Annotated in this window: 19 protein-coding genes; 4 read left to right on the top strand and 15 right to left on the bottom strand. The window is 61.6% G+C overall.

The annotated features are described in order from the left end of the window. Positions 1–67: 67 nt before the first annotated feature. The 9 genes from nagA to ACM6UT_RS19520 all read right to left on the bottom strand — a co-directional run bounded on the left by nagA (position 68) and on the right by ACM6UT_RS19520 (position 9411). Positions 68–1198, bottom strand: coding sequence for an N-acetylglucosamine-6-phosphate deacetylase (nagA, locus tag ACM6UT_RS19560; RefSeq protein ID WP_416799024.1), 1131 nt, complete (start codon positions 1196–1198; stop codon positions 68–70). Continuing rightward, positions 1198–2229 (bottom strand): SIS domain-containing protein, encoded by a 1032-nt coding sequence (locus ACM6UT_RS19555; RefSeq protein ID WP_416799023.1) that lies wholly within the window; start codon positions 2227–2229, stop codon positions 1198–1200. Before ACM6UT_RS19555 ends, nagA begins: the two co-directional genes overlap by 1 nt. 22 nt (positions 2230–2251) lie before the next feature. Then, a complete protein-coding gene (locus ACM6UT_RS19550) occupies positions 2252–3211 on the bottom strand; it encodes an ABC transporter ATP-binding protein (protein WP_416799022.1) in 960 nt (319 codons plus the stop codon). Beyond that, complete coding sequence (locus ACM6UT_RS19545; RefSeq protein WP_416799021.1) at positions 3208–4224, bottom strand: ABC transporter ATP-binding protein; 1017 nt, start codon at positions 4222–4224, stop codon at positions 3208–3210. The genes ACM6UT_RS19550 and ACM6UT_RS19545 overlap by 4 nt, the downstream gene beginning before the upstream one ends. Positions 4225–4234: 10 nt before the next feature. Then, complete coding sequence (locus tag ACM6UT_RS19540; protein ID WP_416799020.1) at positions 4235–5152, bottom strand: dihydrodipicolinate synthase family protein; 918 nt, start codon at positions 5150–5152, stop codon at positions 4235–4237. A gap of 20 nt (positions 5153–5172) precedes the next feature. Further along, positions 5173–6081, bottom strand: coding sequence for an ABC transporter permease (locus ACM6UT_RS19535; protein WP_416799019.1), 909 nt, complete (start codon positions 6079–6081; stop codon positions 5173–5175). After that, complete coding sequence (locus tag ACM6UT_RS19530) at positions 6047–7006, bottom strand: ABC transporter permease (protein ID WP_416799018.1); 960 nt, start codon at positions 7004–7006, stop codon at positions 6047–6049. Before ACM6UT_RS19530 ends, ACM6UT_RS19535 begins: the two co-directional genes overlap by 35 nt. A gap of 90 nt (positions 7007–7096) precedes the next feature. Beyond that, entirely contained in the window at positions 7097–8683 is a 1587-nt protein-coding gene (locus ACM6UT_RS19525) for an ABC transporter substrate-binding protein (protein ID WP_416799017.1), read from the bottom strand. Further along, positions 8680–9411 carry a FadR/GntR family transcriptional regulator gene (locus tag ACM6UT_RS19520; RefSeq protein WP_416799016.1) on the bottom strand — a complete coding sequence of 244 codons (732 nt, stop codon included), beginning with the start codon at positions 9409–9411 and terminating at the stop codon, positions 8680–8682. Before ACM6UT_RS19520 ends, ACM6UT_RS19525 begins: the two co-directional genes overlap by 4 nt. A 241-nt stretch (positions 9412–9652) precedes the next feature. Between ACM6UT_RS19520 and ACM6UT_RS19515 the strand changes: the two genes are divergently transcribed. Continuing rightward, positions 9653–11188: a putative N-acetylmannosamine-6-phosphate 2-epimerase gene (locus tag ACM6UT_RS19515; protein ID WP_416799015.1), complete on the top strand. Its 1536-nt coding sequence runs from the start codon at positions 9653–9655 to the stop codon at positions 11186–11188. A 69-nt stretch (positions 11189–11257) separates the two neighbouring features. After that, a complete protein-coding gene (locus tag ACM6UT_RS19510) occupies positions 11258–12415 on the top strand; it encodes an N-acetylneuraminate epimerase (RefSeq protein ID WP_465245564.1) in 1158 nt (385 codons plus the stop codon). 1076 nt (positions 12416–13491) lie between these two features. Here the strand turns inward: ACM6UT_RS19510 and ACM6UT_RS19505 are convergent. The 6 genes from ACM6UT_RS19505 to ACM6UT_RS19480 form a co-directional block, all read right to left on the bottom strand. Further along, a complete protein-coding gene (locus ACM6UT_RS19505; protein WP_416799014.1) occupies positions 13492–14568 on the bottom strand; it encodes an ABC transporter ATP-binding protein in 1077 nt (358 codons plus the stop codon). Beyond that, positions 14565–15494: a PfkB family carbohydrate kinase gene (locus ACM6UT_RS19500; protein ID WP_416799013.1), complete on the bottom strand. Its 930-nt coding sequence runs from the start codon at positions 15492–15494 to the stop codon at positions 14565–14567. The genes ACM6UT_RS19505 and ACM6UT_RS19500 overlap by 4 nt, the downstream gene beginning before the upstream one ends. After that, on the bottom strand, positions 15495–16514 hold the full coding sequence (locus ACM6UT_RS19495; protein ID WP_416799012.1) for an SIS domain-containing protein: 1020 nt from the start codon (positions 16512–16514) through the stop codon (positions 15495–15497). After that, the gene (locus ACM6UT_RS19490; RefSeq protein WP_416799011.1) at positions 16511–17356 is read right to left on the bottom strand and encodes a carbohydrate ABC transporter permease; all 846 of its coding nucleotides are present in this window, start codon (positions 17354–17356) and stop codon (positions 16511–16513) included. The genes ACM6UT_RS19495 and ACM6UT_RS19490 overlap by 4 nt, the downstream gene beginning before the upstream one ends. After that, positions 17356–18240 carry a carbohydrate ABC transporter permease gene (locus ACM6UT_RS19485; protein WP_416799010.1) on the bottom strand — a complete coding sequence of 295 codons (885 nt, stop codon included), beginning with the start codon at positions 18238–18240 and terminating at the stop codon, positions 17356–17358. Before ACM6UT_RS19485 ends, ACM6UT_RS19490 begins: the two co-directional genes overlap by 1 nt. A 77-nt stretch (positions 18241–18317) precedes the next feature. Continuing rightward, the gene (locus ACM6UT_RS19480) at positions 18318–19556 is read right to left on the bottom strand and encodes an extracellular solute-binding protein (protein ID WP_416799009.1); all 1239 of its coding nucleotides are present in this window, start codon (positions 19554–19556) and stop codon (positions 18318–18320) included. Positions 19557–19767: 211 nt separating this feature from the next. Here ACM6UT_RS19480 and ACM6UT_RS19475 point away from each other — a divergent pair, with 211 nt between their 5' ends. Together ACM6UT_RS19475 and ACM6UT_RS19470 are read left to right on the top strand one after the other, a co-directional pair. Then, positions 19768–20976, top strand: coding sequence for an ROK family transcriptional regulator (locus tag ACM6UT_RS19475; protein WP_416799008.1), 1209 nt, complete (start codon positions 19768–19770; stop codon positions 20974–20976). A gap of 438 nt (positions 20977–21414) precedes the next feature. Continuing rightward, positions 21415–22323, top strand: coding sequence for a nucleotidyltransferase and HEPN domain-containing protein (locus ACM6UT_RS19470; protein ID WP_416799007.1), 909 nt, complete (start codon positions 21415–21417; stop codon positions 22321–22323). Positions 22324–22560 lie beyond the last annotated feature (237 nt).

Below are 22560 nucleotides of genomic sequence, written 5' to 3'. Positions count from 1 at the left end.
TCCTTTGCCGGGACTATCCTTAGCCCCTGACGTCGCTGCATACCTTTGGGTGAACGCGTTGGTATGATCAGAAGCACATGACCTCAAGGACCCGGCAGTCGTCATCGACGTGCACGAACTCCGCCTTCGCACCGCGGCCGATCCGGCCGCGCGATTCATCGCCGATGAGCTGAGCGGGATAGAGCGAGGCCATCCGAAGCGCCTCCTCAAGGCCGAGCCCCAGCGTGTTGGCAGCGTAGCGAACACAGGACGCCATATCGACGTCCGCGCCGGCGAGTGTTCCGTCGTCCAATATCAGCCGGCCATCCTGGCGAAAGACGGTGCGGCCGTTAAGCGGGAAACTGTCCCCCTGCGTGCCAACGCAGGCCATTGCATCCGTGACGAGATAGAGTCTGCCGGGTCCGCGCTTCGCGGAATGGGCGATCCGAAGCGTCTCGGGATGAACGTGGTGACCGTCGGCAATGACGCCTGCCGATACGCCTGGCGCGGTCAGCACCGCACCAACGACACCTGGATCGCGATTGCCGAGCTGGCTCATGGCGTTGAACAGGTGGGTAGCTGACCTTGCGCCGGCGTCAAACGCTGCGCGGGCTTCGTCGTATCCAGCGTCCGTGTGGCCAAGGCTGACGACGATTCCGGCGTCGGAGAGGCGGCGGATCAGCTTCGTCGACACCTGTTCGACGGCCACAGTGACAAGAAGCGTCTTCACGCGATCTCGCGCGGCTATCAGGAGTTCGGCATCCTGATCAGTCATCGGCCGCATCAGTTCGGCCAAGTGGGCTCCCCTGCGCCGTGGAGCAAGGTGGGGTCCTTCGAGATGCAGGCCGAGGACACCCGGTACTGTCCCGGCGGCCTCGGCAGCGGCTGCGATGGCTGACTCGGTGACCGACGCCGTGTCGGTAATGAGTGTCGGAAGCAGTCCGGTCGTACCGAAATGGCGGTGCGCCTGTGCAATCGACGCCATCCGCGCGGCACTCGGTCCGTCATTCAGCATGACGCCACCGCCGCCATTGACCTGAAGGTCGATGAAGCCCGGCACCAACACTCCGCCGGAAAGGTCGCGTTTCCGCGCATCACTCGGAATTGCGTCATCGCCAATGACGTCGATAACCGTGTCGCCTGCTACGAGAACCGCGGCGCGTTCCCGGACAAGGGCACCGTCAAAAACGCGCGCACCAAAAAGAGCGAGTACATCCATTACACGGTCTCTGTGACTTTGCGCAAGTTGACGGGTCTATCGGGATCATTGCCACGCTCGCGACATACCTGTTCGATCAGGCAGTAGAAAGACAGGATCATCGACAGTGGATCGAGCGCGCTGTGACCTGTCGAAGCGAAAGGAAGATGTATGCCCGCCGCCGGCTGCTCCGACGCTGAAAACACGTTCCCGCCAGCAGCTACAAGGCGCTCCAGTGCCTCACGTCCGGCTCGAGCTGCGCGATCTTCCGGGAGCAAGGCAAGCACTGGGAAGCTGTCTCGGACCAGTGCCAGCGGGCCATGCATGACCTCGGCCAGCGAGAAGGCCTCGGCATGAAGAGCGGCCGTCTCCTTGCTTTTGAGCGCAGCCTCCTGGGCAATCGGAAACGTCGGGCCGCGCGCCACCACATAGAACGAGTTGCGTTTCATCAGCGCTGGGGTTAGTGCGGACCAGTCGACGCGCAAGGCTGCGTCAAGAGCTTCGGGAAGCCCGATCAATGCCCGGGTCAAGGCTGCGTCAGAAGTCCAGCCGGCAACAATGCCAGCGACGGCGACCGCAGAACTGACGAACGACTTGGTCGCGGCCACGCTTCGTTCCGGCCCTGCATCCAGCGAAATCACAATGTCAGCTTCGCGCGCAACCGGACTGTCTTCGGTATTGACCACCGCGATCGTCAATGCCCCCGATGCCTTTGCCGAAGCCTGAAGCGCCAGAAGGTCGGGGCTCTGTCCCGATTGCGAAATCGTCACCAGCGGAACATCAGACAAGCGCAATGGGGCCTCGTAGATCGATGCGATCGATGGTCCAATCGAGACGACGGGCGTCCCGGTGGCGATCTCCAGCGCGTATTTGAGGTAGGCGGCGGCGTGATCGGAGGAACCGCGCGCACAAGTTGCCACGAACGGCGGAGCCATGCCGGCGATGCGCTGTCCGACCTCGAGAATGCCCTGCATACTGCGCTCGATTAGCCGTCCTACAGCAGCCGGCGTCTCGTTCGTTTCGTGGGCCATGTCGGTTTGGAATTTGTTCAACGCTCAGTCTCCAACTGCAAATTTAGTCTGTCAGGTCGTCACGGATGCAGGCTTTGAAGTGACCCGGCGCTACCTCGCGCAGCTGTGGTACGGCGGCGGCGCATGCGTCGATCGCCTTCGGACAGCGGGTGCGGAAGACACAGCCGCTCGGCGGGTTGGCTGAGCTCGGAATGTCCCCCTTCAGGATCTGGCGCGCCTTCTTGGTAGCGGGATCGGGCGAGGGAACCGCCGACATCAGTGCCCGCGTGTAGGGGTGCTGCGGACGGGCGTAGAGGTCTTCGGCGGTGGCGATCTCCATGACGCGGCCGAGGTAGAGCACAATGACGCGGTCACAGATGTACTCAACCACCGCCAGATCGTGCGAGATGAATAGCATGGTGAGGCCGAGCCGCTGCTGCAGGTCGCGCAGCAGGTTGACCACTTGCGCCTGGATCGACACGTCGAGGGCCGAGACTGGCTCGTCGGCGACAATGAAATCAGGGGAAAGTGTCAGCGCCCGGGCGATCCCGATGCGCTGGCGCTGGCCGCCGGAGAACTCGTGGGCGTAGCGGTTGATGGCGTCCGCCGGCAACTCGACCTGCTCAAGCGCCTTCTTCGCCCGTTCGAGCCGTTCCGCCTTGCTGCCGATGCCCTGTATCTTCAGGCCCTCGGTGAGGATCTCGCCGATGGTCATGCGCGGCGACAGCGAGGCATAGGGGTCCTGGAAGATGTATTGCATGCGCGGGCGTTGGCGCCGCATCTCGCTGGAGGAAAGCCGGGTGAGGTCGGTGCCGTCGAACACGACCTCCCCCGACGTCGGCTCGATCAGCCTCAGCACCGAGCGGCCGATCGTGGTCTTGCCGCTGCCGGATTCGCCGACGAGCCCGACCACCTCGCCTTTGGCGATATCGAAGGAGATATTTTCCAGGATCTTCAGCGCGGCGCCGGGCGTCTGGTAATGCTTGGCGAGGCCACGGACGGAGAGGAGGGGGGCAGCGGTCATGCGGTGATCTCCTGCCAGCGGATACAGCGGCTGACGTGGGTTTCGTCGACCGCAGCGAGTTCGGGCATGGCTGTGCGGCATGCATCGACGGCGTGGGTGCAACGCGGCGCAAAGGCGCAGCCCGTCGGCATGTTGGCGAGACTTGGCACCATGCCGGGGATCGCGGCCAGCTTCTCGCCATTGCGCTTCATCTCGGTGGCGGCGCCGAGCCGCGGCATCGATTTGAGCAAGCCGACGGTGTACGGGTGACGCGGATTACGGAAGACCTCGGCGACCGGGCCGGCCTCAACGATGCGGCCCGCATACATGACCGCGACCCGGTGGGCAATCTCGGCGACGACGCCGAGATTGTGGGTGACGAACAGCATACCCATGCCGCGCTCGCGCTGCAGCTTCTGCATCAGGTCGAGGATCTGCGCCTGGATGGTGACGTCGAGCGCGGTGGTGGGCTCGTCGGCGATGAGCAGCGTCGGGTCGCAAGCAAGCGCCATGGCGATAGTCGCGCGCTGGCGCATGCCACCGGACATCTCATGCGGATATTGGCTGGCGCGGCGACGGGCGTCGGGAATGCCGACCTTGTCGAGCAGGCTGACCGCGGCTTCCAAGGCCTCGCGCCTGCCGATGCCGCGGTGGACGCGCAGCGATTCCGAGATCTGATCGCCGATCGTGTAGACCGGGTTGAGGCTGGTCATCGGCTCCTGGAAGACCATACCGATGTCGTTACCGCGGACGTGGCGCATCTCTCCCTCGCTAAGGTTGACAAGGTCCTTGACCTTGCCATCCTTGCCGCGGAATATGATCGAACCGGCGTCGATTACGCCGACCTTGCGGGCCAACAGCCGCATCACCGACAGGCTGGTCACCGACTTGCCCGAACCCGACTCGCCTACCAGAGCCACTGTCTCGCCGGGACGGATGACAAGATCGATGCCATTGACGGCGGCAATCTCCCTGTCGCGCAGCCGGAAAACGGTTTTCAGGCCCCTGATATCGAGGATGGATTCGGGGGTCATCGTCACCCTCCTAATTCAGAAGGCCGACCGAGCGCAGAATCTCGTCGATCTTGGCTGCCTCGGTGTCGTTGAGCGGCGCGCGCGGGCGGGCCATGACGTTCGTGGCGATGACACCCAGGCTGCGCATCGCGGTCTTGAACCCGCCGACACCGGTGGCGCCGCCGCTGACGCGGCTGGATGCCACCCAGACAATCTCGAACAGGCGGCACAGCCGCTCCTGTTCCTTGCGGGCGGCTTGCCAGTCGCCCTCCTGGGCATGGTTCCAGAGGCGGACGTAGCCGGCCGGGTCGACATTGGCGAGGCCGGGGACGACGCCGTGCGCGCCCATCATCAGGGCACTGTCGACGACGATCTCCGAGCCGGTCATCAGGAACACGTCCTTGTTGTCGGTGAGGTCGCTGAGCGCATAGCGGAAATTCCCGTCGTCGCCGGACGAATCCTTCAGCCCGATGATGGTGCCTTCCTTGGCCAACGTCACCACCGTCTGACGGGCGAGCTTGGTGTGGACGCAGACCGGAATATCATAGGCGATGAGCGGAATGTCGACGGCATCCCGGATCATGCGGAAATGGTCGAGCGTCTCGGCCTGGCTCGTGAGGGTGTAGAAGGGCGCGGTGACCACTACCGCGTCGGCGCCAACCGACTTGGCCGTCTGCGCGTGGCGGATCACCCTGTCTGTCGTAGGGTCGATGACGCCGGCGATGACCGGGACGCGGCCGTTGGCGACCTTGACGGTGTGCTCGAGGATCTTGCGGCGCTCGGCGTCGTCATAGAACACCACCTCGCTGGTTGAGCCGAGTGCGAACAGGCCATGGCAGCCGTTGTCGATCAGATACTCAAGCACGCGCGTGTAGGAGACGTAATCGACCGAAAAATCTTCGTTGAGGGGCGTGACGACGGGAGGAACGACACCGTAAAACTTAGACATTCTTGCTTCTCTTCCAGGGGTTAATTGAGTTCGGAGCGGGGGTCGAAGGCATCCCTCAGACCATCGCCGATGAAGTTGATCGCCAGGACGGCCAGAACGAGCGCCCCGCCGGGGAACAGCCATTGCCAGGAGAACTGCTCGAGCACCGCCGTCGAGCGCGCCGCGTTCAGCATGTTGCCCCAGCTTGCGGCCGGCGGCGGTACGCCGAGACCGAGGAAGGACAGGCCCGCTTCCAGCAGGATTGCGTTGGCGACCTGCAATGTCGCGTAGACGACCAGAATGTCGATCGAGTTGGGCAGGCCGTGACGGAACAGCAGATGGCCGACACCGGCACCCATGCCGTGTGAGGCCATCACGAATTCACGTTCGCGCAGTTCGAGCAGGCGGGCGCGGATCATGCGCGACAGCACCGGCCATGACAGAAGCGCGATGACAAAGACGGTCGACCAGATGCCGGAGCCGATAATCGAGGCGAGCACCAGCAGAAAGATGACCGGTGGCAGCGTCATGGCGAGATCGACCGAGCGCATGGTAAGGGCATCGGCCCATCTGCCACCGAAGGCGGAGAACGCGCCGACGAGGAAGCCGATGGCCGTCGACAGGACGACCGAGGAGACTGCGACCAAAAGCGAGATGCGGCCGCCTTCAAGGGTTCGGGCGAGCACATCGCGGCCGACCCCGTCGGTGCCGAACCAGTGCTTCCAGGACGGCCCAGTGTTCATCGCCAGTAGGTCGATATCGTTGGGCTTGTAGGGCAGCCAGAGCGGATAAGTCAGGACCGCGACGAGCAGCGGGAGCAGCAGCACGATCCCGAACAATGCCGCACCGTTCTGGGTGAAGCGATTCGTGGCACGGGCGAGTGGGCCAGACGAAGAGAGGACGAACAGACTCATATCAGGCCACCTTGATGCGCGGATCGATGACTGCATAGACAAGGTCGGTCACGATGTTGACGAGGATGACGCACGCGCCGATCACCAATGTCGCGCCCATGATGACGGGATAGTCGCGGGTCTCGACGGCGCTGATGAGCAGCAGGCCCATGCCCGGCCAGTTGAAGACGCTTTCGATGAAGATGGCGCCACCAACGGCAAGCCCGATGGTCGAGCCGATGAGTGTGACGACCGGCAGCAGCGCGTTGCGCAATGCATGCTTGGTCACGACCCAGAATTCCTTGACGCCCTTCGCACGCGCAGTGCGAACATAGTCCTGGTTGAGTACCTCGAGCATAGAGGCGCGCATATAGCGCATGATCAGCGCGGCATGGCCGATAGAGAGGACGACCGCCGGCAGGATCAGGTGGTGCAGTAGATCGCCGACGGAGAAAACAGTGGCCGGCGTCAACATTCCGCCCGAGGGCGTCCATTTCAGTCGCACGGAAAAGACGTAGAGACCGAGCAAGGCCGTCAGAAATGCCGGGCTGGAGATGCCAAGCAGCGCCAGCACCGAAAAGGAGTAGTCGGGTAAGGAGTCCCGGCGGACGGCGCTGAAGATGCCGCCAGCGATGCCCAAGACAATCGCTAAGGCCAGCCCTGCTCCCATCAGCAGCAGCGTGGGGCCGATGCGCGCGATGATCAGTTCGGCGACGGTCTCGTTGAAACGCTGCAATGAATGGCCGAGATTGCCTTGGACGGCCTGCGAGAGCCAGGCGAGATACTGGACGGGTAGCGGCTTGTCGAGGCCGAGCTGAGCGCGCAAGGCGTCCATCGCCTCTTGCGACATAGCAACGTTGGGGTCGATGTAGGCATCGACCGGGTCGCCGGGCGTCAACTGTAACAGCACGAAGATCAGCACGGTCAGTGTGAGCACCATGCCGAGCCCGATGAGCAGGCGATGTAGGCAATAGCGAAGCATAGGAGACTTACGCCCTTTCCAGGGAGATCCAGAACACATCCTCAAAAAATGGGGTGGCGATGAAACGGCCACCCCGGGGAGGAAATTGGCCTACTCGGCAATCGCCCACTTCTCAGGATGGGCCTGGTAGGGGCCGCCTGCAGGTGCAGGCGTCCATATGAAATCCTTGAGTTTCACGGAAGCCACGCCGTAACGGTTGGCAACCCACATCGTACCCCAGGGCAGATTGGCACTGGTTGCCTTGCAGACGTCCTGATACCGGGCATCGCGCTTGGCAGCATCGGTCTCTGCCAACGCCAAGTCGAGCGCATTTGTCACTTCCGGCATACGGATTCGCATCAGGTTCGCGCCGGCGGGCGGGATTTGCTTCTCATTGAGGCCGATATTGATGGTGGATGCATCTGGACCATTCTGCAGACCGGCATAGATTAGCGGGAACTCCCCCGCATTGCCCGACTGCTGATAAACAATGGAGTTATATGTCGGGGTATCGACGGCACGTGGCACGATATTGATCCCGACCTGGGCTAACATCGCCTGCATTGCAGCAAGCACGTTGGCCGCGAGGGGTGAGGTATAGTAGGTTAGGATTGTAATCGGCTTGTCACCATTGATCTTGTCCCAGCCGGCTTCCGCCAACAATTGTTTGGCTTTCTCAGGATCATAGTCGTAAGGTTCGATGCCCTGCGGCACGAGGTGCTCCGCGACATAGACGCAGTTGGCCGCCTTGGCGGCGCCGCCATAGAGACTATTGATGATGGCGTTGCGGTCGATCGCATGCATGAAGGCCTGGCGGACCTTCAGATCCTTCCATAGCGGCACTTCCTGGTTGAAGCCGACATAATTGACGACGTAAGAATCGCCCTCTATGACGTGGAAGGCACTGTCGTTGTTGAACGTGGAAACATCGTTGGAATCCACATACGTGAACTGGATTTCGCCCGAACGCAAAGCGGCAATTGCAGCGGACGGGTCGGCGAAATAGCGATTAATGAGTTTCTCTACAGCCGGCTTGCCACCGCGATAGTCCGGATTTGCCGCGAGTTCGACGTACTGGTCGGTGACGTACTTGGTAAACTTGAACGGACCAGTGCCGATCGGCGAAGTCGACCACCACGCGTTCTTGGAGATCTGTTCGGCGGGGATCGATACCAGTGCATGTTCCGGCAGCAGCATCAGCTTGGTGAGCGTGTCAAGCATGCTCGGCGTCGCGTTGCGGAGCTTGACGACGACAGTGTGATCGTCAGTCGCTTCGACGGATTCGATGGCGCCAAGACGGGCGGCGAATACCGAGCCCGTCTTTTCGTTCTTGGCCAAATCGATGGTGAATTTGACGTCCTTGGAGGTGAAGGGCGTGCCGTCGTGCCACTTGGTGTCGGCGAGCTTAAAGGTATAGGCTTTCTGATCGGCGCTGACCTCGTACGATTCTGCGAGCGCGCCAATAACCTTTTCGAGCTTGTCGTCATAAATCACCAGTGGTTCGAAATAGGTGACGAGCCAGGTGAAGCCGCCGGTCGCAGCGAGCGGGTTGAAATTGCCTTGAAAGCCGCCCGGCCCGACATCGAAGCCGCCTGAGATAGTCCCGCCATCCGCGAGAACTGGCGCTGTCGTCGCGATGAGGCTGCCGAAGAGCGCTGCCGACAGGGCGAGCGCCGAAATGGTGGTCTTCAAGCTCATGTAGTCCTCCCTACTGGTGTGGTGTTCTTGTTCTCGGCGATCACTCGATTGATGCCGGCATAGTGCCGGTCGAGTTGGTCCTTGGCGGCGGCGAGATCTCTGGCCTCGACCGCATCGACGATCGCAGCATGGTCGCGCCAGGTTTGTAGTGGGTCGACATTCTCGAGGTTGACGAAGTCGGACGCCTTGTAGAAGGCAAGCCAGAAGACCTCTAGCAGGCGGGTCAGCACCTCGTTCTCCTGGCAGCGGAAGAGTAACTGGTGGAAACGCCGGTCCTCATCGGGGAAACTCTCGCCGCGTTCGGCACGTTTCTTCATCTGGTCGCAGGTTTCGCGCAGTTCGAGGATGTCATCCGGCCCAATAAGCGCAAGCGTCTGGTCGATCAGCCCGACCTCCAGCGTCCGGCGGATGGTGATAACTTCCTCGATCTGCTTCAGCGCACCGCCCAGTCCGTAGGCCAGGTTCTCCAGCAACGGTTCGAACGAAAATGCCTTCACGAAGACGCCGATGCCGCGGCGCGACTCCAGGACGCCGACGGATTCCAAGGCTTTGATGCCCTCGCGTACCGAGTTGCGGCTAACTCCCAATTGGTTGGCAAGTTCACCTTCAGGCGGCAGAGGGGAGCCTGCATCAAGATGGTTGTCCTCAATATAGGCGCGCAGGCTTTCTTGCACTGATACGTGCAGGAGCGGGGCTCGTTTCAAGGGTTTTATCGATTTTACGTTCATCATCGTCTCCGGTTGCCTTCAGGGACTCCGAAAAGACAGCGAACCTAGGATTATCCACTTGTAGGATATCTGTCAATCGGATATTCAAGATGCCAATAAGGTCTCCGTTCGGAGATATCCTAAATCTTCGTCTCCGCGAATGGGAAAGGCCATGCAAAGCGGTTGCAAGCGTCCGCTTAGCTGCGATTAGGATAAGTAGAAAGCCGCGATTGACCGCGACATGGAACATTGGAGGTCCGCCGTGAGCGGCACACGACATATCATAAACAGCATGCGAGGAAGGCTCATCGTTTCATGTCAGCCGGTTCCTGGCGGGCCCTTCGACACCGTGGCGTCAATTGTCGCCTACGCACGTGTCGCTGAAGCCTCGAGGGCAGCTGGTCTTCGCATCGAAGGTGGCGCTAACGTAGCCGCAGTCGCGCAGGCTAGCCCGCTTCCCATCATCGGTCTTACCAAGCGAGACCTTGATGACAGCCCTGTGCGCATCACTCCTCTTCTCTGCGACGTCATTGACCTTTGCGAGGCTGGCGCTACCGTCATTGCGGTCGATGCAACCGATAGGCCGAGGCCGGTTCCTGTCTGCGAACTGATTGCCGAGATCAAGCGCCACGGTCGTCTCGCGATGGCGGACATTTCGACGGAAAGCGAGGCCAGAAAGGCAATCGCGGCCGGGGCCGATATCATCGGAACCACCATGTCTGGCTACGTCGGGGACGCGCCGACGCCCAAGGAACCAGATCTCGAACTGGTGCGGGTGTGCGCCCAACTGGGCGCACCAGTGTTCGCGGAAGGGCGTTATAACAGCCCCGAATTGGCAAGGGCGGCGATCCGGGCAGGCGCGGACGCAGTGGTTGTCGGTTCGGCAATCACACGACCGGAACATGTCACAGACTGGTTTCGGCAGGCGGTGGAGACCGCGGCACGGCCGACTACCCCCGTGCTCGCCTTTGACATCGGCGGCACCAAGACTCTCGCAGCACTGGTACACGGAAACGACGTCCTTGAGCGTCGCGTCATCCCGACGCCGACGGATGTGGGCAGTGACGTCTGGCTGGCTACCGTTGCCGACCTCGCTAAGGGCTGGGACGGTCGGTACAAATGCGCCGCTGCGGCGGTGACCGGTCGCGTCGACGGTGACCTTTGGTCCGCACTCAATCCTGGCACTCTTGCCATACCGGAAGGGTTTTCACTCGCCAAGCGATTCACTGCCGTGCTCGGCACCCGGGTTCTTGCGGTCAATGATGCGCAGGCGGCCGCTTGGGGCGAGTATCGCTTCGGTGCTGGGCGAGGACGCGATATGGCGTTTCTGACCGTATCGAGCGGCATCGGCGGAGGTCTTGTCCTTGGTGGCCGTCTTCTTCGCGGCGTGCGAGGCATGGCAGGCAGCCTCGGTCAGATTCCTCTTTGCGGGCCGGGCGGCTCCGTCCGTCTTGAAACGCTGGCATCCGGATTCGGAATTGCGAACGCTGCCCGCTGCCATGGCCATGATGGTGACGCCCGCGCGGTGTTTGCAGCTGCTAGCGCCGGTGAAACTTGGGCGCAAGATATCTTGCGCGACGCCGCGACTCGACTCGCGGCCGCAATTGCCGGACTGCAGGCCGTCGTGGACCCTGAATGCATCGTGATCGGTGGTGGCGTCGGCTTGGCTGAGGGCTTCATCGCACTGCTGCGGGAGGCGCTCGCAACCTATCCGGAAGCCGTCGTGCCCGATCTTGCTGCCGCCGAACTTGGTGCCGATGCCGGCATCATTGGTGTCGCCGACATGGTTGCTTCGTGATGATGATCGTGGATCACGACGTATCTCAAACAGTAAGAATGAACGGAGAGGAAACTATGAACGCCAGGATTGATCCTCGCAAAACGGTTCGCGCTCAGCCTCGCAGCGATCGTGCTATCGACTGGTGCGGTCATGGCTTTTGAAACCTGGCCGGATTTACCCGTCGCCATCAAGAATGGGATAGCGGCCCGTGCCGGCGACACGGCCTATGTCGGGCTCGGTTCTGCCGGAACGGATTTCTATGCGCTCGACCTGGCGAATCCGGGCAGAGGCTGGGTCCAGTGTGCCACCTTTACCGGGCCGCCGACAAACGGGGCCGCTGCGGCCGTCTCCGACAAGCGGATCCTGGTCTTCAGTGGCAATGGAAAAGCAAATGCGGACGACAGTTCACCAGTCATCTTCGATACGGTCTATGCATACGACACAGACGCTGACAGATGGTCGAAACTGGACACGCAGACGCCCGTTGGCCTCTCGGGTGCGAAGGCCGTAACACTCAACGATGGACGCATCTTAATCATCGGCGGCTACAACAAGTGGCTGTTCGACAGATATGCCGCGGACGTGAATGCCATCGACAAGGGCAAGGATCCCGAAAGCTTCAAGAAGCTCGTCGATTCCTACATGGGCATGCAACCGAAAGATTACCGTTGGAATGACAAGATACTGATCTACGATCCCGCCGGAAATAGCTGGCACATGCTCGCCGACAACCCCTTCCTACCCAACTGCGACCCTGCGGTGGTTGCCAGGGGCGAGGATCGCTTCATGCTCGTCAGTGGTGAGATCAAGCCCGGATTGCGCACTCCCGAAGTCAAATCGCTTCAGTTCAAGGACCAGGAAGCATCCTGGCTAAGGCTTGCCGATTTGCCGTCCGTTTCGGGCTCCGAACCGCAGGAAGGCGTGGCGGGAGCATTTGCCGCTGCCGCCGGCGACGATGTCCTCGTCGCCGGCGGCACGAACTTCAAGGGCGCGCAGGCTAACGCCAAAGCGGGCAAATGGTTCGCTCATGACGGCCTGAAGAAGTGCTGGCGCGACGAAGTGTACGCATTCGACGTCAACGGCTGGAGGCAGGTGGGAAAACTGCCGCGTGGGATTGCTTATGGAGCGTCTTTCTCGGTCCCTGACGGCCTGCTGATCGCTGGTGGCGAAGATGGTGACGGCGAACCGCGAGCTGAGGTGTTTCTGTTAAGATGGGATGGTGAGAAGATATCGATCGAAAAATAGACGGGCTTCCTCGATCATCAGAAGCAAGCCGCTCACAATAAGCGCTATCGAGAAATCTTGCTCTCGCTTTTGAACGCAAGAACCAAAAGCAAACCCACTCCGCTGGGCATTTTGTTGATGCCTTTCGACCGGGCACAGGTTTTGCGAAGCCGTAGTCAGTCCACTATCGCGATTGCCTTACAATGGTTTGGCATTTCGCCTCGGGATTGGTGCGCTTCATGCCAGAGCACACATGGATTCTCCCGTAGGAGTGAGTGCTGCGAGCAGAATCGACTTTGAGCGCGATCTTGATCATCGTCTTGGACGTCGGTTGGACCAGCAGCGCCTACTTGTTTGTCCGCCTGTCGTGTTGTGTGGACCAGGGCACGTCCATGGAGCAAATCCTTAAACCGGACGAGTTGCTGAACCGCATAGAAGTCTGGTGTAACGGGGAGGCCCAAATGCAACGGCTTCCGAAAGGGAGCCGGTCTTTGTTACGTGAAGCCGTCCTCGGTGGTGAATTTTCGCGGTCTCAAGTTCAGACGCTGACGGGATATCAAGAGCACCAGGCACGCACAGTGTTATCGAGTTTGCTAAGCTGCGGTGTCCCCACTCGGACACTGCGAAGGGAAGATTCGCCTCGGCTTGCACGTCTTTATCCCGCGGTACGTTGACGTCAGTGTTTTGATTGCAGAACCACGAATTCCGTCCGTTCATCGCACTTCCATAAGTTCGTCGAAGACACACCGGATCAGGACGCCTCGACGGTCTACCGCGCTTGGGAGCACGTAGCGATCATGCCCCCTTTCTCCCCGCGACCAAAGCGGCACGCCGATCGCCGATGCCCAAATCATCAGAAAATCGGCAGTGGTGCTGGTGCCGGCGGGACCCCTAAAGGCGTGTGTGTGAATAGGATACCCAGGTCGTCCCTCTGCGGTTCCGTCTCTGTGTGTTCTGAGATCAGCTGCGACTGCCGATCCATTCTGTGCCGGTGCCCTTCTTTCCGGCACCGGTCTGTGTCGGGAGCGGGGCGCGCTGGGCGGGGACCTCCGGATCGTCCAATACGCACTTCTTGGCATGACAGCCAGGCCTGGGGCTCAGGTCGCGATCCGCTTGCCGCTTGTGGCATCGAAGAGATGCATGGCCGCATTATCGAAATGGAGCCTTAGAATGTCGCCAGGGCCGACACGCGACTGGGGCGGCAACGAGGCAACGACCCGCTGGCCCTGCATGTCGGCCATCATGATCAGTTCCGGACCCGTGAGTTCGGCAAGCTCGCAGCGTGCGGAGATCGAAAGACCTTCCCCATCGTCTAGCCTGAAGGCTTCGGGGCGGATACCGACAATCACGTCCTGTCCTTCCCTCAGGCTTGCGCGCAAGCTTTGCGGGATCGGCAGTGAACTCTCTCCACCCGTCACGGCCAAAGTTCCTTCCCGGACTTCGGTCTTCAGCAGGTTCATCGGAGGAGCGCCGACAAAGGTCGCGACGTACAGCGTCGCCGGGTGATTGTAGATCTCCTCCGGGGTTCCGAGCTGTTCGATCCGGCCGTCGCGCATGACGGCGATCTGGCTTGCGAGCGTCATTGCTTCGATCTGGTCGTGGGTAACGTAGACGACTGTCGTTCTCAGCAGCCGGTGCAGTCGCTTGAGTTCAGCGCGCATCTCCATCCGGAGCTTGGCGTCGAGGTTCGATAGCGGCTCGTCGAAGAGGAAGATCTTCGGCTGCCGCACCAGCGCCCGGCCGATTGCGACCCGCTGGCGCTGGCCGCCGGAAAGCTGGCTCGGCTTCCGGTCCAGCAAGCTTTCGATCTGGAGAAGCCTGGCCGTTTCCCTGACCGCCCTCTCGCGATCGTCCGCGCGAACTCCGCGCATCTCCAGACCGAAGCCGATGTTCCGGTGGACGGTCAGGTTCGGATAGAGCGCATAGGACTGGAACACCATGGCAATGTCGCGGTCCTTGGGATGCACGCCCAGCATCGATCGGCCGTCGATGCGGATGTCGCCTCCGGACGCCTCCGTGAGGCCCGCGATGATGTTGAGGAGCGTCGATTTCCCGCAGCCGGACGAACCGAGCAGAACCAGGAACTCGCCGCTATCGAGCGAGATGTCTATATCCTTCAGTATCTCGGTTTTGCCATAGGTCTTGCGGATATTCTCGATCTCGAGCGCGCTCATCGCACGATCTCCCTGAAAGGTTCCGGTCCGCCATAACTGCGGGGAAGCGTGGAAATGGCACGCGACGCAACGGTCGTGCCGGCGGCGAGGCAGGCTTCGAGCGGCTCCTGCCGCGCCAGCGATGCGAGGAATGCGGCATTGAACACGTCGCCGGCGCCGATCGTGTCGACGACCGTTACAGAGGGTGCGGCCACCGAGACAAGGTCACCTCCGGTGCCGATCGCGATTGCTCCCTCGGGTCCACGCTTGACGACGACGATGGAGCCATCCGGCATTTGCGAGAGGAGGTTTCGCGCCGCATCTGCCGGGTCTCCAAGCCCGGCAAGCGTCGTGGTCTCGATTTCATTGAGCAGAGCGATCCGGGAGCGCGAGAGCCATTGCCGCACGGCGTCGCAGTTGCGCGCCGTCCAGCCGTCGAGCGGCCATCCGGTGTCGAGCGCGACCGCGATACCATGCCGGTCCGCCCAGTCGAACAGCGCGGGATAGTCCTTCGTGAGGTCGTCGGTAAGGAACGCTGCCGTCAGCAGCGCATAGCCGCCGGAAAGCGCCTCGCCGTCCAGCACCGCCAGGACGTCGGAAAGGTTCAGCCTCGGTAGATGTCCCCGTGTGGTGAAAAAGGTGCGTTCGCCATCCGGATGGGTAATGCCCACCGACAGCGTCGTGCCGACTGGAGTGACCGGCCACCGCCTGCCGCGCTCGCCGAAGGTCTCCGAGAGCCAGCGGCCGAACTGATCGTCGCCGACATTGGCGGCGATTGCATACTCCACGCCGAGCCCCTCCCAGGCGAGTGCGGTATTGCCCGCCTGGCCGCCGACACGAAGCTCGTTATGATCGACGATGACTTCCGTGCCCGCCTTTGGCCATGGCTCGGCGGGCCCCAGAATGAGGTCGACGTTGACATTGCCGATGACTGCAAGCGGCTGCATTCACTCGCTCCGGGTGATCTTCGTGGAGCGCAGCGGCGTACCGGCATTCTCAACCCGTTCGTCGGCGAAGGCGACCATCAGCCGCTGCGCCGTCGGCAGCATGGCGAGGATTGCGGCCATTCCGGATGCCGGCCGGAAGGCGATCGTGACAGCGCCCTCGACAGGTTCGAGACCGGAAGAATCGAAAACGATCACCGGCGATCCGGTCGCGACTGCGGATTTGGCCATCGCGGTCACGAGCGTGGCCGTCCTGTGTCCGTCGCGGAACAGCACGATGCCGACCTGCGGGTCGAGCATCTCCATCGGGCCGTGGCGCAACTGCCCGCCTTCGAGCGAGAAGCACGGGTACCGCGAAAGCTCCGTGAGCCCCAGAGCAAGCGCCTCGGCTACGCCCTGAAGCCGTCGTCCGGAGGTCACGACCGTTACGACCTTTCGCAGCGCGGAAAGCGCCTCGCCGATGTCAGGCGCTTCCGGTGATCGAAGCACCGCGAGAGCCGGCGACACGTCCCCGCCCAATGCCTCGAGGACCGCCAGATGCAAGCCCAACGTCACGGTCAGGCTCCGCGTTGCCGCAAACGCGAGTTCGGTTCCGCCAGCGCCGATGAAAGACGGCGTGGCCCGAGCGAGGAACGATCCTGCTTCCAGCGTCAGGCCGAATGTGTCCGGCGTGCCGCCCGTTTCCTCGAACCAGCGGAGAACCTCCGCGCTTTCCCCGGATTGCGAGGTGACGAAGATGGTCTTGTCGGTGAGCCTCAGCGGCTGGCCGAGTTGCTCGGACAACGGGATCGCGATCGCCTCGACGCCCAAGTCGCGATAGAGCGGCTCGACGGCGCGGTTGACGGCATGGGAGCCGCCCATGCCAAGCAGGAGCAGTCTGCCGGTCCGCATCAGCGAGGCCGCGGCCTTGCCGGCCATGTCCCGTGCGCCTTTGTAGGAGGTCATGGCGTCGGCTTGCTGGCGCGCCATTTCGCGATCGATGGCGAGAAGCCCCGCCGGACGCTTGTCGTTCAAATCCGTCATCCCTTGACGCCGCCGCTGGTAAGCCCCGAAATCAGGCTCCGTTGGGTCAGAAGTCCAATCAGCACCGGTGGCAGGGCGGCAAGGACGCCCGCGGTGGCAATCAACCCGTAATCGGAGACGCGGCCGCCGGCCAGATCGGCGATCGCGACCGTCAGTGTCTTGGCGCGCTGGTCGGAGGTGAACAGGAGCGCATAAAAGAATTCGTCCCAGGCGAGCAGGAAGGCGAACAGCGCCGACGTCGAGATCACAGGCGCGGCCAGCGGCAGCATGATGATCCGGAGCGTCTGGAACAGACCTGCACCATCGATCATCGCCGCCGCTTCGATCTCCTTCGGTATGGAATCGAAGCCGGACTTCATCAGCCAGGTCGTGAAGGGCGCCAGGATCGTCAGGTAGACCAGCGCCAGTCCGAAGACGTTGTTGAGCATGCCGAAATGGGCGAGCGCAAAGTAGAGGGGCACGGCGAGCGCAACCGGCGGCAACATGTAGGTGGCGATGACGAGCGACAGCGACCAGCTTACAGATGGCGTGCGCGACACTGCCCAACCGGCCGGGATGGCGAGCGCGATGGCTGCGACCGTCGCCATGCCGGCGACCACGATACTGTTGCGCAGCGACGCCAGGAATGCCGCGCCGGCGCTGTTTTCGACCGTCGACAACAGTGTCCGGTAGCGCGAGAAATCCATCTGTTGCGGCCACCAGCGCAGCGGCTTCGCGGCGAGATCCGCCGCCGGCGATATACTCATGACGAAGAGCCAGAGAATCGGCGCGAGAATGAGTGCCGCAAGCAACAATGCCGAGATGTATATGAAGACGCTGAAAAGCGGGCTTTTTCGTTCCATCACATATTGCTCCCTGCGACTTTTCGCACAAGTGCGGCATAGCCGACGGCGAGCACCGTCACCAGCAGCGTGACGATGAGCGCGAGTGACGCGCCCGAGCCGGCCCGCTGGAATGAAAAAGCTTCTTGATAAACGAGGATCGAGAGTGTGCGCGTGCTGTTGGCCGGACCGCCGCGCGTCATCACCCATATGATGTCGAACACCTTGAACGCTTCGATCGTCCTTAACACGAGGGCCACGAGCAGAGGTCCGGCGATGTAGGGCATGATGACGTAACGGAAACGGTTGAATGCGCCGGCGCCGTCCACCAGTGATGCGGCTATCACATCGCGGGGCACCGCCTGCAAGGCCGCGAGCCCGATCAATGCCACGAGCGGGAAGTTCTTCCAGCAGTCGGCAACGATGAGAGCGGCGAGCGCCGTGCCCGGTTCGCCCAGCCAGGAACGGTATGCGTCGAGGAGGCCGATCTGGGTTAGAGCCGCGTTCAGGGCGCCATATTCGGGATTGTAAATCAGCCGCCACAATGTCGCGTTGACCACCGTCGGCAGCGCCCATGGCAGGATCATCAGCGCGCGCAGCAAGAACCGGCCGCGGAACTCCTGATTGAGGAGAAGCGCGGCGAGCACGCCAATGACCAGTTCGGCCGCCACCGAGATGATGGCGAACAGGGCCGTCGTGACCAGCGTGCGCTCGAAAGTCGAACTCGAAAGCATGCGGACATAGTTGGAGGTACCGACATAATTGCCTTCGGTGCCGACGAGCCTGGCATCGGTGAATGACAGGCGCGCGGTGTCGAACAGGGGCCACCCGATCACAGCAATCATGACCACGAGGAGCGGCAGCATCAGGAGCCAGGCGCGAAGGGTCATGGAGGTGCCCGACATGCGGCGGTCCTTCCTGGGTTTTCGACATCGAGTTGAAGGACCGGGCGGCTCGAGGTCGCCCGGCGATCATCGGAGGGTCAGAGGCCGCTGTTTTCAGCGGCGGACGTCAGCGCGTCTTCCGGTGTCGATTGACCGAGCAGCGCTTCCTGGATTGCCTGCTGCAGGGCAGTCGACAGCTCCTGGTACTTGGGCGTGGTCGGCCGGGCGTACATGGCGGCCAATCCCTTCTTTGCCGTGGCGACGAGCTCTTCCTGACCCGCGGTCACTGCGGGGTCCTCGTAGGACGAGGACCAGATCGGAAGGCTGAGCTTGGCATAGGCGTTCTGCGTCGCCTGCGAGGTCATAAAGGTGATGTATTTCCAGGATTCTTCGGGATGTTTGCTCACCGTGGTAATGCCGAGGCCCATCGAACCGTTGACGGCCGAAACCTCACTCTTACCCTCGACACCGGGAGCGGGAACCACGCCGACCTTGCCGGCGACCTTGCTCTCCTTGGGGTCGTTGGCCATGTTGTACATATAGGTCCAGTTCAGTGCGAAGGCCGCGTCGCCGTTCTGGAACACCTTTCGGACGTCCTCTTCGAGGAATTCCTTGGAATTCGGATTGGTCAGGCCCGACTTGTAGCTGTCGACCATGTATTTAAGAGCGTCGAGCCCGCCGTCAGTCTGAAACACCGGCTTGCCGTCCTTGAGAAAATCGCCACCATAGGCGCTGACCAGCGTCGTGTAATCGCAGATCACGGCTTCGGCCTGCGCCCAGCTCCATGCGATCGGCGTCTTGAGCAGGCCCTTCTCCTGGATGATCCTGGCCTGTTCAGTGAGTTCGGCCCAGGTCTTCGGAGGGTTTGCGATTCCGGCTTTCTGAAGGATTTCCTTGTTGTAAAACAGGTATTTGGTGTCGAGGATCCAGGGCATGCCATAGTATTTGCCGTCATACTGGACCGTGGTCCAGGCTCCCGGAAGCACGCCCTTCTTCATGTCGTCGGTGATCTTGTCTGAGACGTCGACCAGCACCTTGTTCGCAGCGTATTCTGCCGGCCAGATCACGTCGAAGAGCACGACATCGTAGCCGCCCCCCGAGCCCTGCGCGAGCACCGTCTTGTCGTGGAGACCTTCGTAGGGCACGAATTCGAGATTGACCGTGATATCGGGATTGGCCTTGGTGAATGCCTCCGTCATGGCGCGGACGTCGGCTTCACTATAGGCCGCCTGTGCCATGAACAGCGCGTTGATCTTGGTCTCGGCCATGGCATGCGACGCGAACGCCACGCTTGCAAGCGCCGCGGCGAGCAGTGTGGTTTTTCGAGATTTCAACATTGATGCCTCCAGTTTTTCCATTGCGCAGATCCGCAGGCGTCGCTCCGTTGCCTGTAGAATGAACCGGACACGAGGGTCATCCCCGTGCCGCATTGCTGAGGGTGTCCGCACTGCGGGCGCCTTGTTCCCGGAACTCTTCGGCTCCTAATAAGTCAAATTTCTTGACTTATTAGTTCTCCAATACTCTAGTGGAGTCAAGAGGTAGCCCTGCATGAATGAACGCCGGCCGATCCGCGCCAAGAGCGGCACGAATTACGAGGGCACCAGCACGCATAACCGCCGGGTGATGATCGACGCGCTGCGCATCAACGGCGCGTTGTCGCGGGCGGACCTGGCGCGTGCGACGCGGCTCACCAAGCAGGCGGTTTCGAACATCATCGAGGAACTGGAGCGGGACGGGTTGGTAACCGCCGGGGAAACGGTCCGCCGGGGCAGGGGGCAACCCTCGACGCCCTATCGCCTCGTACCGGAAGGCGCCTTCGCCATCGGTCTGCAGATCGACCGGCATGTGACGCGGGCGCTCGCCGTGGATCTGATGGGTAACATACTGGCGCGCGCGCAAGCCACCCTGCCGCCCGGTGGACCGGCTGCCGGCGCCAGGGTGGTCCTGGCACTGATCGCCGAGGTTCGGAGCGCGTTGGCGAAGGTCGCAAGTCAGTCCGAGAGGCGGCTAATCGGCCTTGGTACCGCTATGCCGGGCCCCTTCGGCGCCGGCGTCGGCAGTTCTGGCGACGACCCTTGGATGATGGAGGCGTGGCAGAGATACCCGCTGCTGGAGACACTAAGGTCGGGCACCGGTCTGGATGTCGGCCTGCAGAACGATGCGACGGCATGCGCTACGGCTGAGCGGATGGTGGGCGCCGCCCATGGCCTCGACCACGTCATTTGCCTCTATCTCGGTTACGGCATCGGCGCGGGCCTCATCTTGGGAGGCGAACTCTATAACGGTGCGGGTGGAAATGCCGGCGAGATCGGCATGGCCCTGCTGCGCAACGGCAGTGGCGTGCGCACCCCGCTTGAGCATCGAGCCTCGCTTGCCTCGCTCTATCAGCATCTGGAAATCGATCCAGCCGCCAAAGATGCTCATGAAAAGATCGCGCAGTTGGCCTCGTCAGACGATCCGAGGATGGGAACCTGGATAGAGGCCGCAGCCGCGGATCTGCGCTGGAGCGTGCATCTGATTGAAACGATCTTCGACCCGCAGACGGTGGTCCTCTGTGGCGGTACGCCGGCAGCACTGGCCGGTCGGCTGGTCGAGGCGATGCAGCCCCTCCTGCCGTCGATTGCGGACAGGCGTGAACGGACGCTGCCGCGTCTGCAACTCGGGCTGACGGATCCCTGGGCCGTGGCATTGGGCGCGGCCGCCGGACCGATAAGCCGCGCCTTCGACCCTCGGTTCTCCGCGATCCTGAAAGACTGAGACTGTCCGCTTTCAGTCGCGAGAGGCGCGGGTGCTCCTGGTCAGCAACTCGCCCGCGCGCCAGATCGGCTGCTTGATTATCCTGGAATCGGGAAAAGCTCCAAGCCTATGAGCCGTGCGAGGACCGACGGATCATGCTTGGCAATTGTGAGATGCGCTACGAGATCGCGACCGGGACCATCATCATTCTGCGCCTCTGGCATTGCCGCGAGAACCGTGTCTTCGGGTCGGATGAATAGCGGTGAAGAAGCGGGCGAGCATAGTCGATGGTCCAGTAAAGCTGCTTGACTGCTGCCCGGAACCTGCGCTGTGCAAAACCAATGTGAAAGCGATTTTGCAAACCCTTCGTTGAAAGGTGCGGAGGGTTTTGGCACTGTGGCTTGCCGCGCAAGCCGGAAAAGCCATTCGAATCAGGGACGGAAGGGGTGTTGATTGCCGATGAAGACAAGCATCGACCACCTGCCTCCGGTCAAACAGCGCGAACTTGCCCGTGTGGTCGAGATCATTCTCGAGGAGTTCGAGGACGCGCTGAAGGGAGCGGTTTCCGAGGCGAAGAAGCGCGGACGCGTCCTGAAGATCATTCTCTTCGGTTCCTATGCCCGCGGTACGTTCGTCGATGAACCGCATACCAGGAAAGGCTATCGATCGGATTTCGATCTTCTCGTCGTCGTGAACAATCGCAAGTTCACCGACTTTGCTGCCTATTGGAACAAGGCAGCAGATCGGCTGATGCGGGATCCTGCGATTAAAACGCCCGTCAGCTTCATCGTTCATTCGCGCAGGGAGGTGAATACCTACCTGAGAGAGGGGCAGTATTTCTTCTCAGACATCCGCAAGGAAGGCATCGCTCTCTATGAGCTCGACGACGAGCCGCTTGCCGAACCCAAGCCGCTGAAGCCGGCTGATCGCCTGCGGGTAGCAAGGGAGCATTTCGGCGAACGGTCGTTATTGTCGGAGACCTTCTTGAAGGGTGCCCGTTTCTATTTTGGCGAAGGGCACGTGCGCGTGGCCGCGTTTGAACTCCACCAGGCGCTCGAACAAGCTTACTCCTGCGTGCTCCTGACCCTCACCAATTACGGCCCACCGTCGCACAACATCAAATTCCTCCGCTCACTTGGCGAGGATCAGGACCAGCGTCTGGCGGACGCCTTCCCACGCGATCAGCATCGGGAGCGTGCCTGGTTCAACACACTTAATGAAGCCTATGTGAAGGCCCGCTATTCCAAGCATTACGAGATCAGCGCAGAGGCACTTACCTGGCTCCTGGAGCGGACGTCGATCTTGCTCGACCTCGTCCGGGCAGTCTGTTCCGAACACTTGGAAAGGCTGGAGCGGGAGGTCAAGTAGCCAGGTGTTGCCAGGTTTACGAAGGAGGTCTGGCCGCTCCGTGGATGATGTAAAGACAGTCCGAGGTGCGTCCTCCTTAACATCAAATTTGGTTCTTTCCTTGATGACGCGACGCGCTCTCCAGCCGGAGCAAAAATGAGCGCCAAGGCAATCTTATCAGTCGTTATGCGATGAAGACAGCCTGTGCGGTTTGCGTCCGAAATCCAAATAAAAGCGCTCCCCTTAGAGTCAGGCCAG

Origin of the sequence: Ciceribacter azotifigens (genome assembly GCF_048159625.1) — a bacterium.
Classification (GTDB): Bacteria; Pseudomonadota; Alphaproteobacteria; order Rhizobiales; family Rhizobiaceae; genus Allorhizobium; species Allorhizobium azotifigens.
The sequence above is the reverse complement of the archived record's forward strand: the minus strand, read 5'-3'. Positions and strand labels throughout refer to the sequence as shown.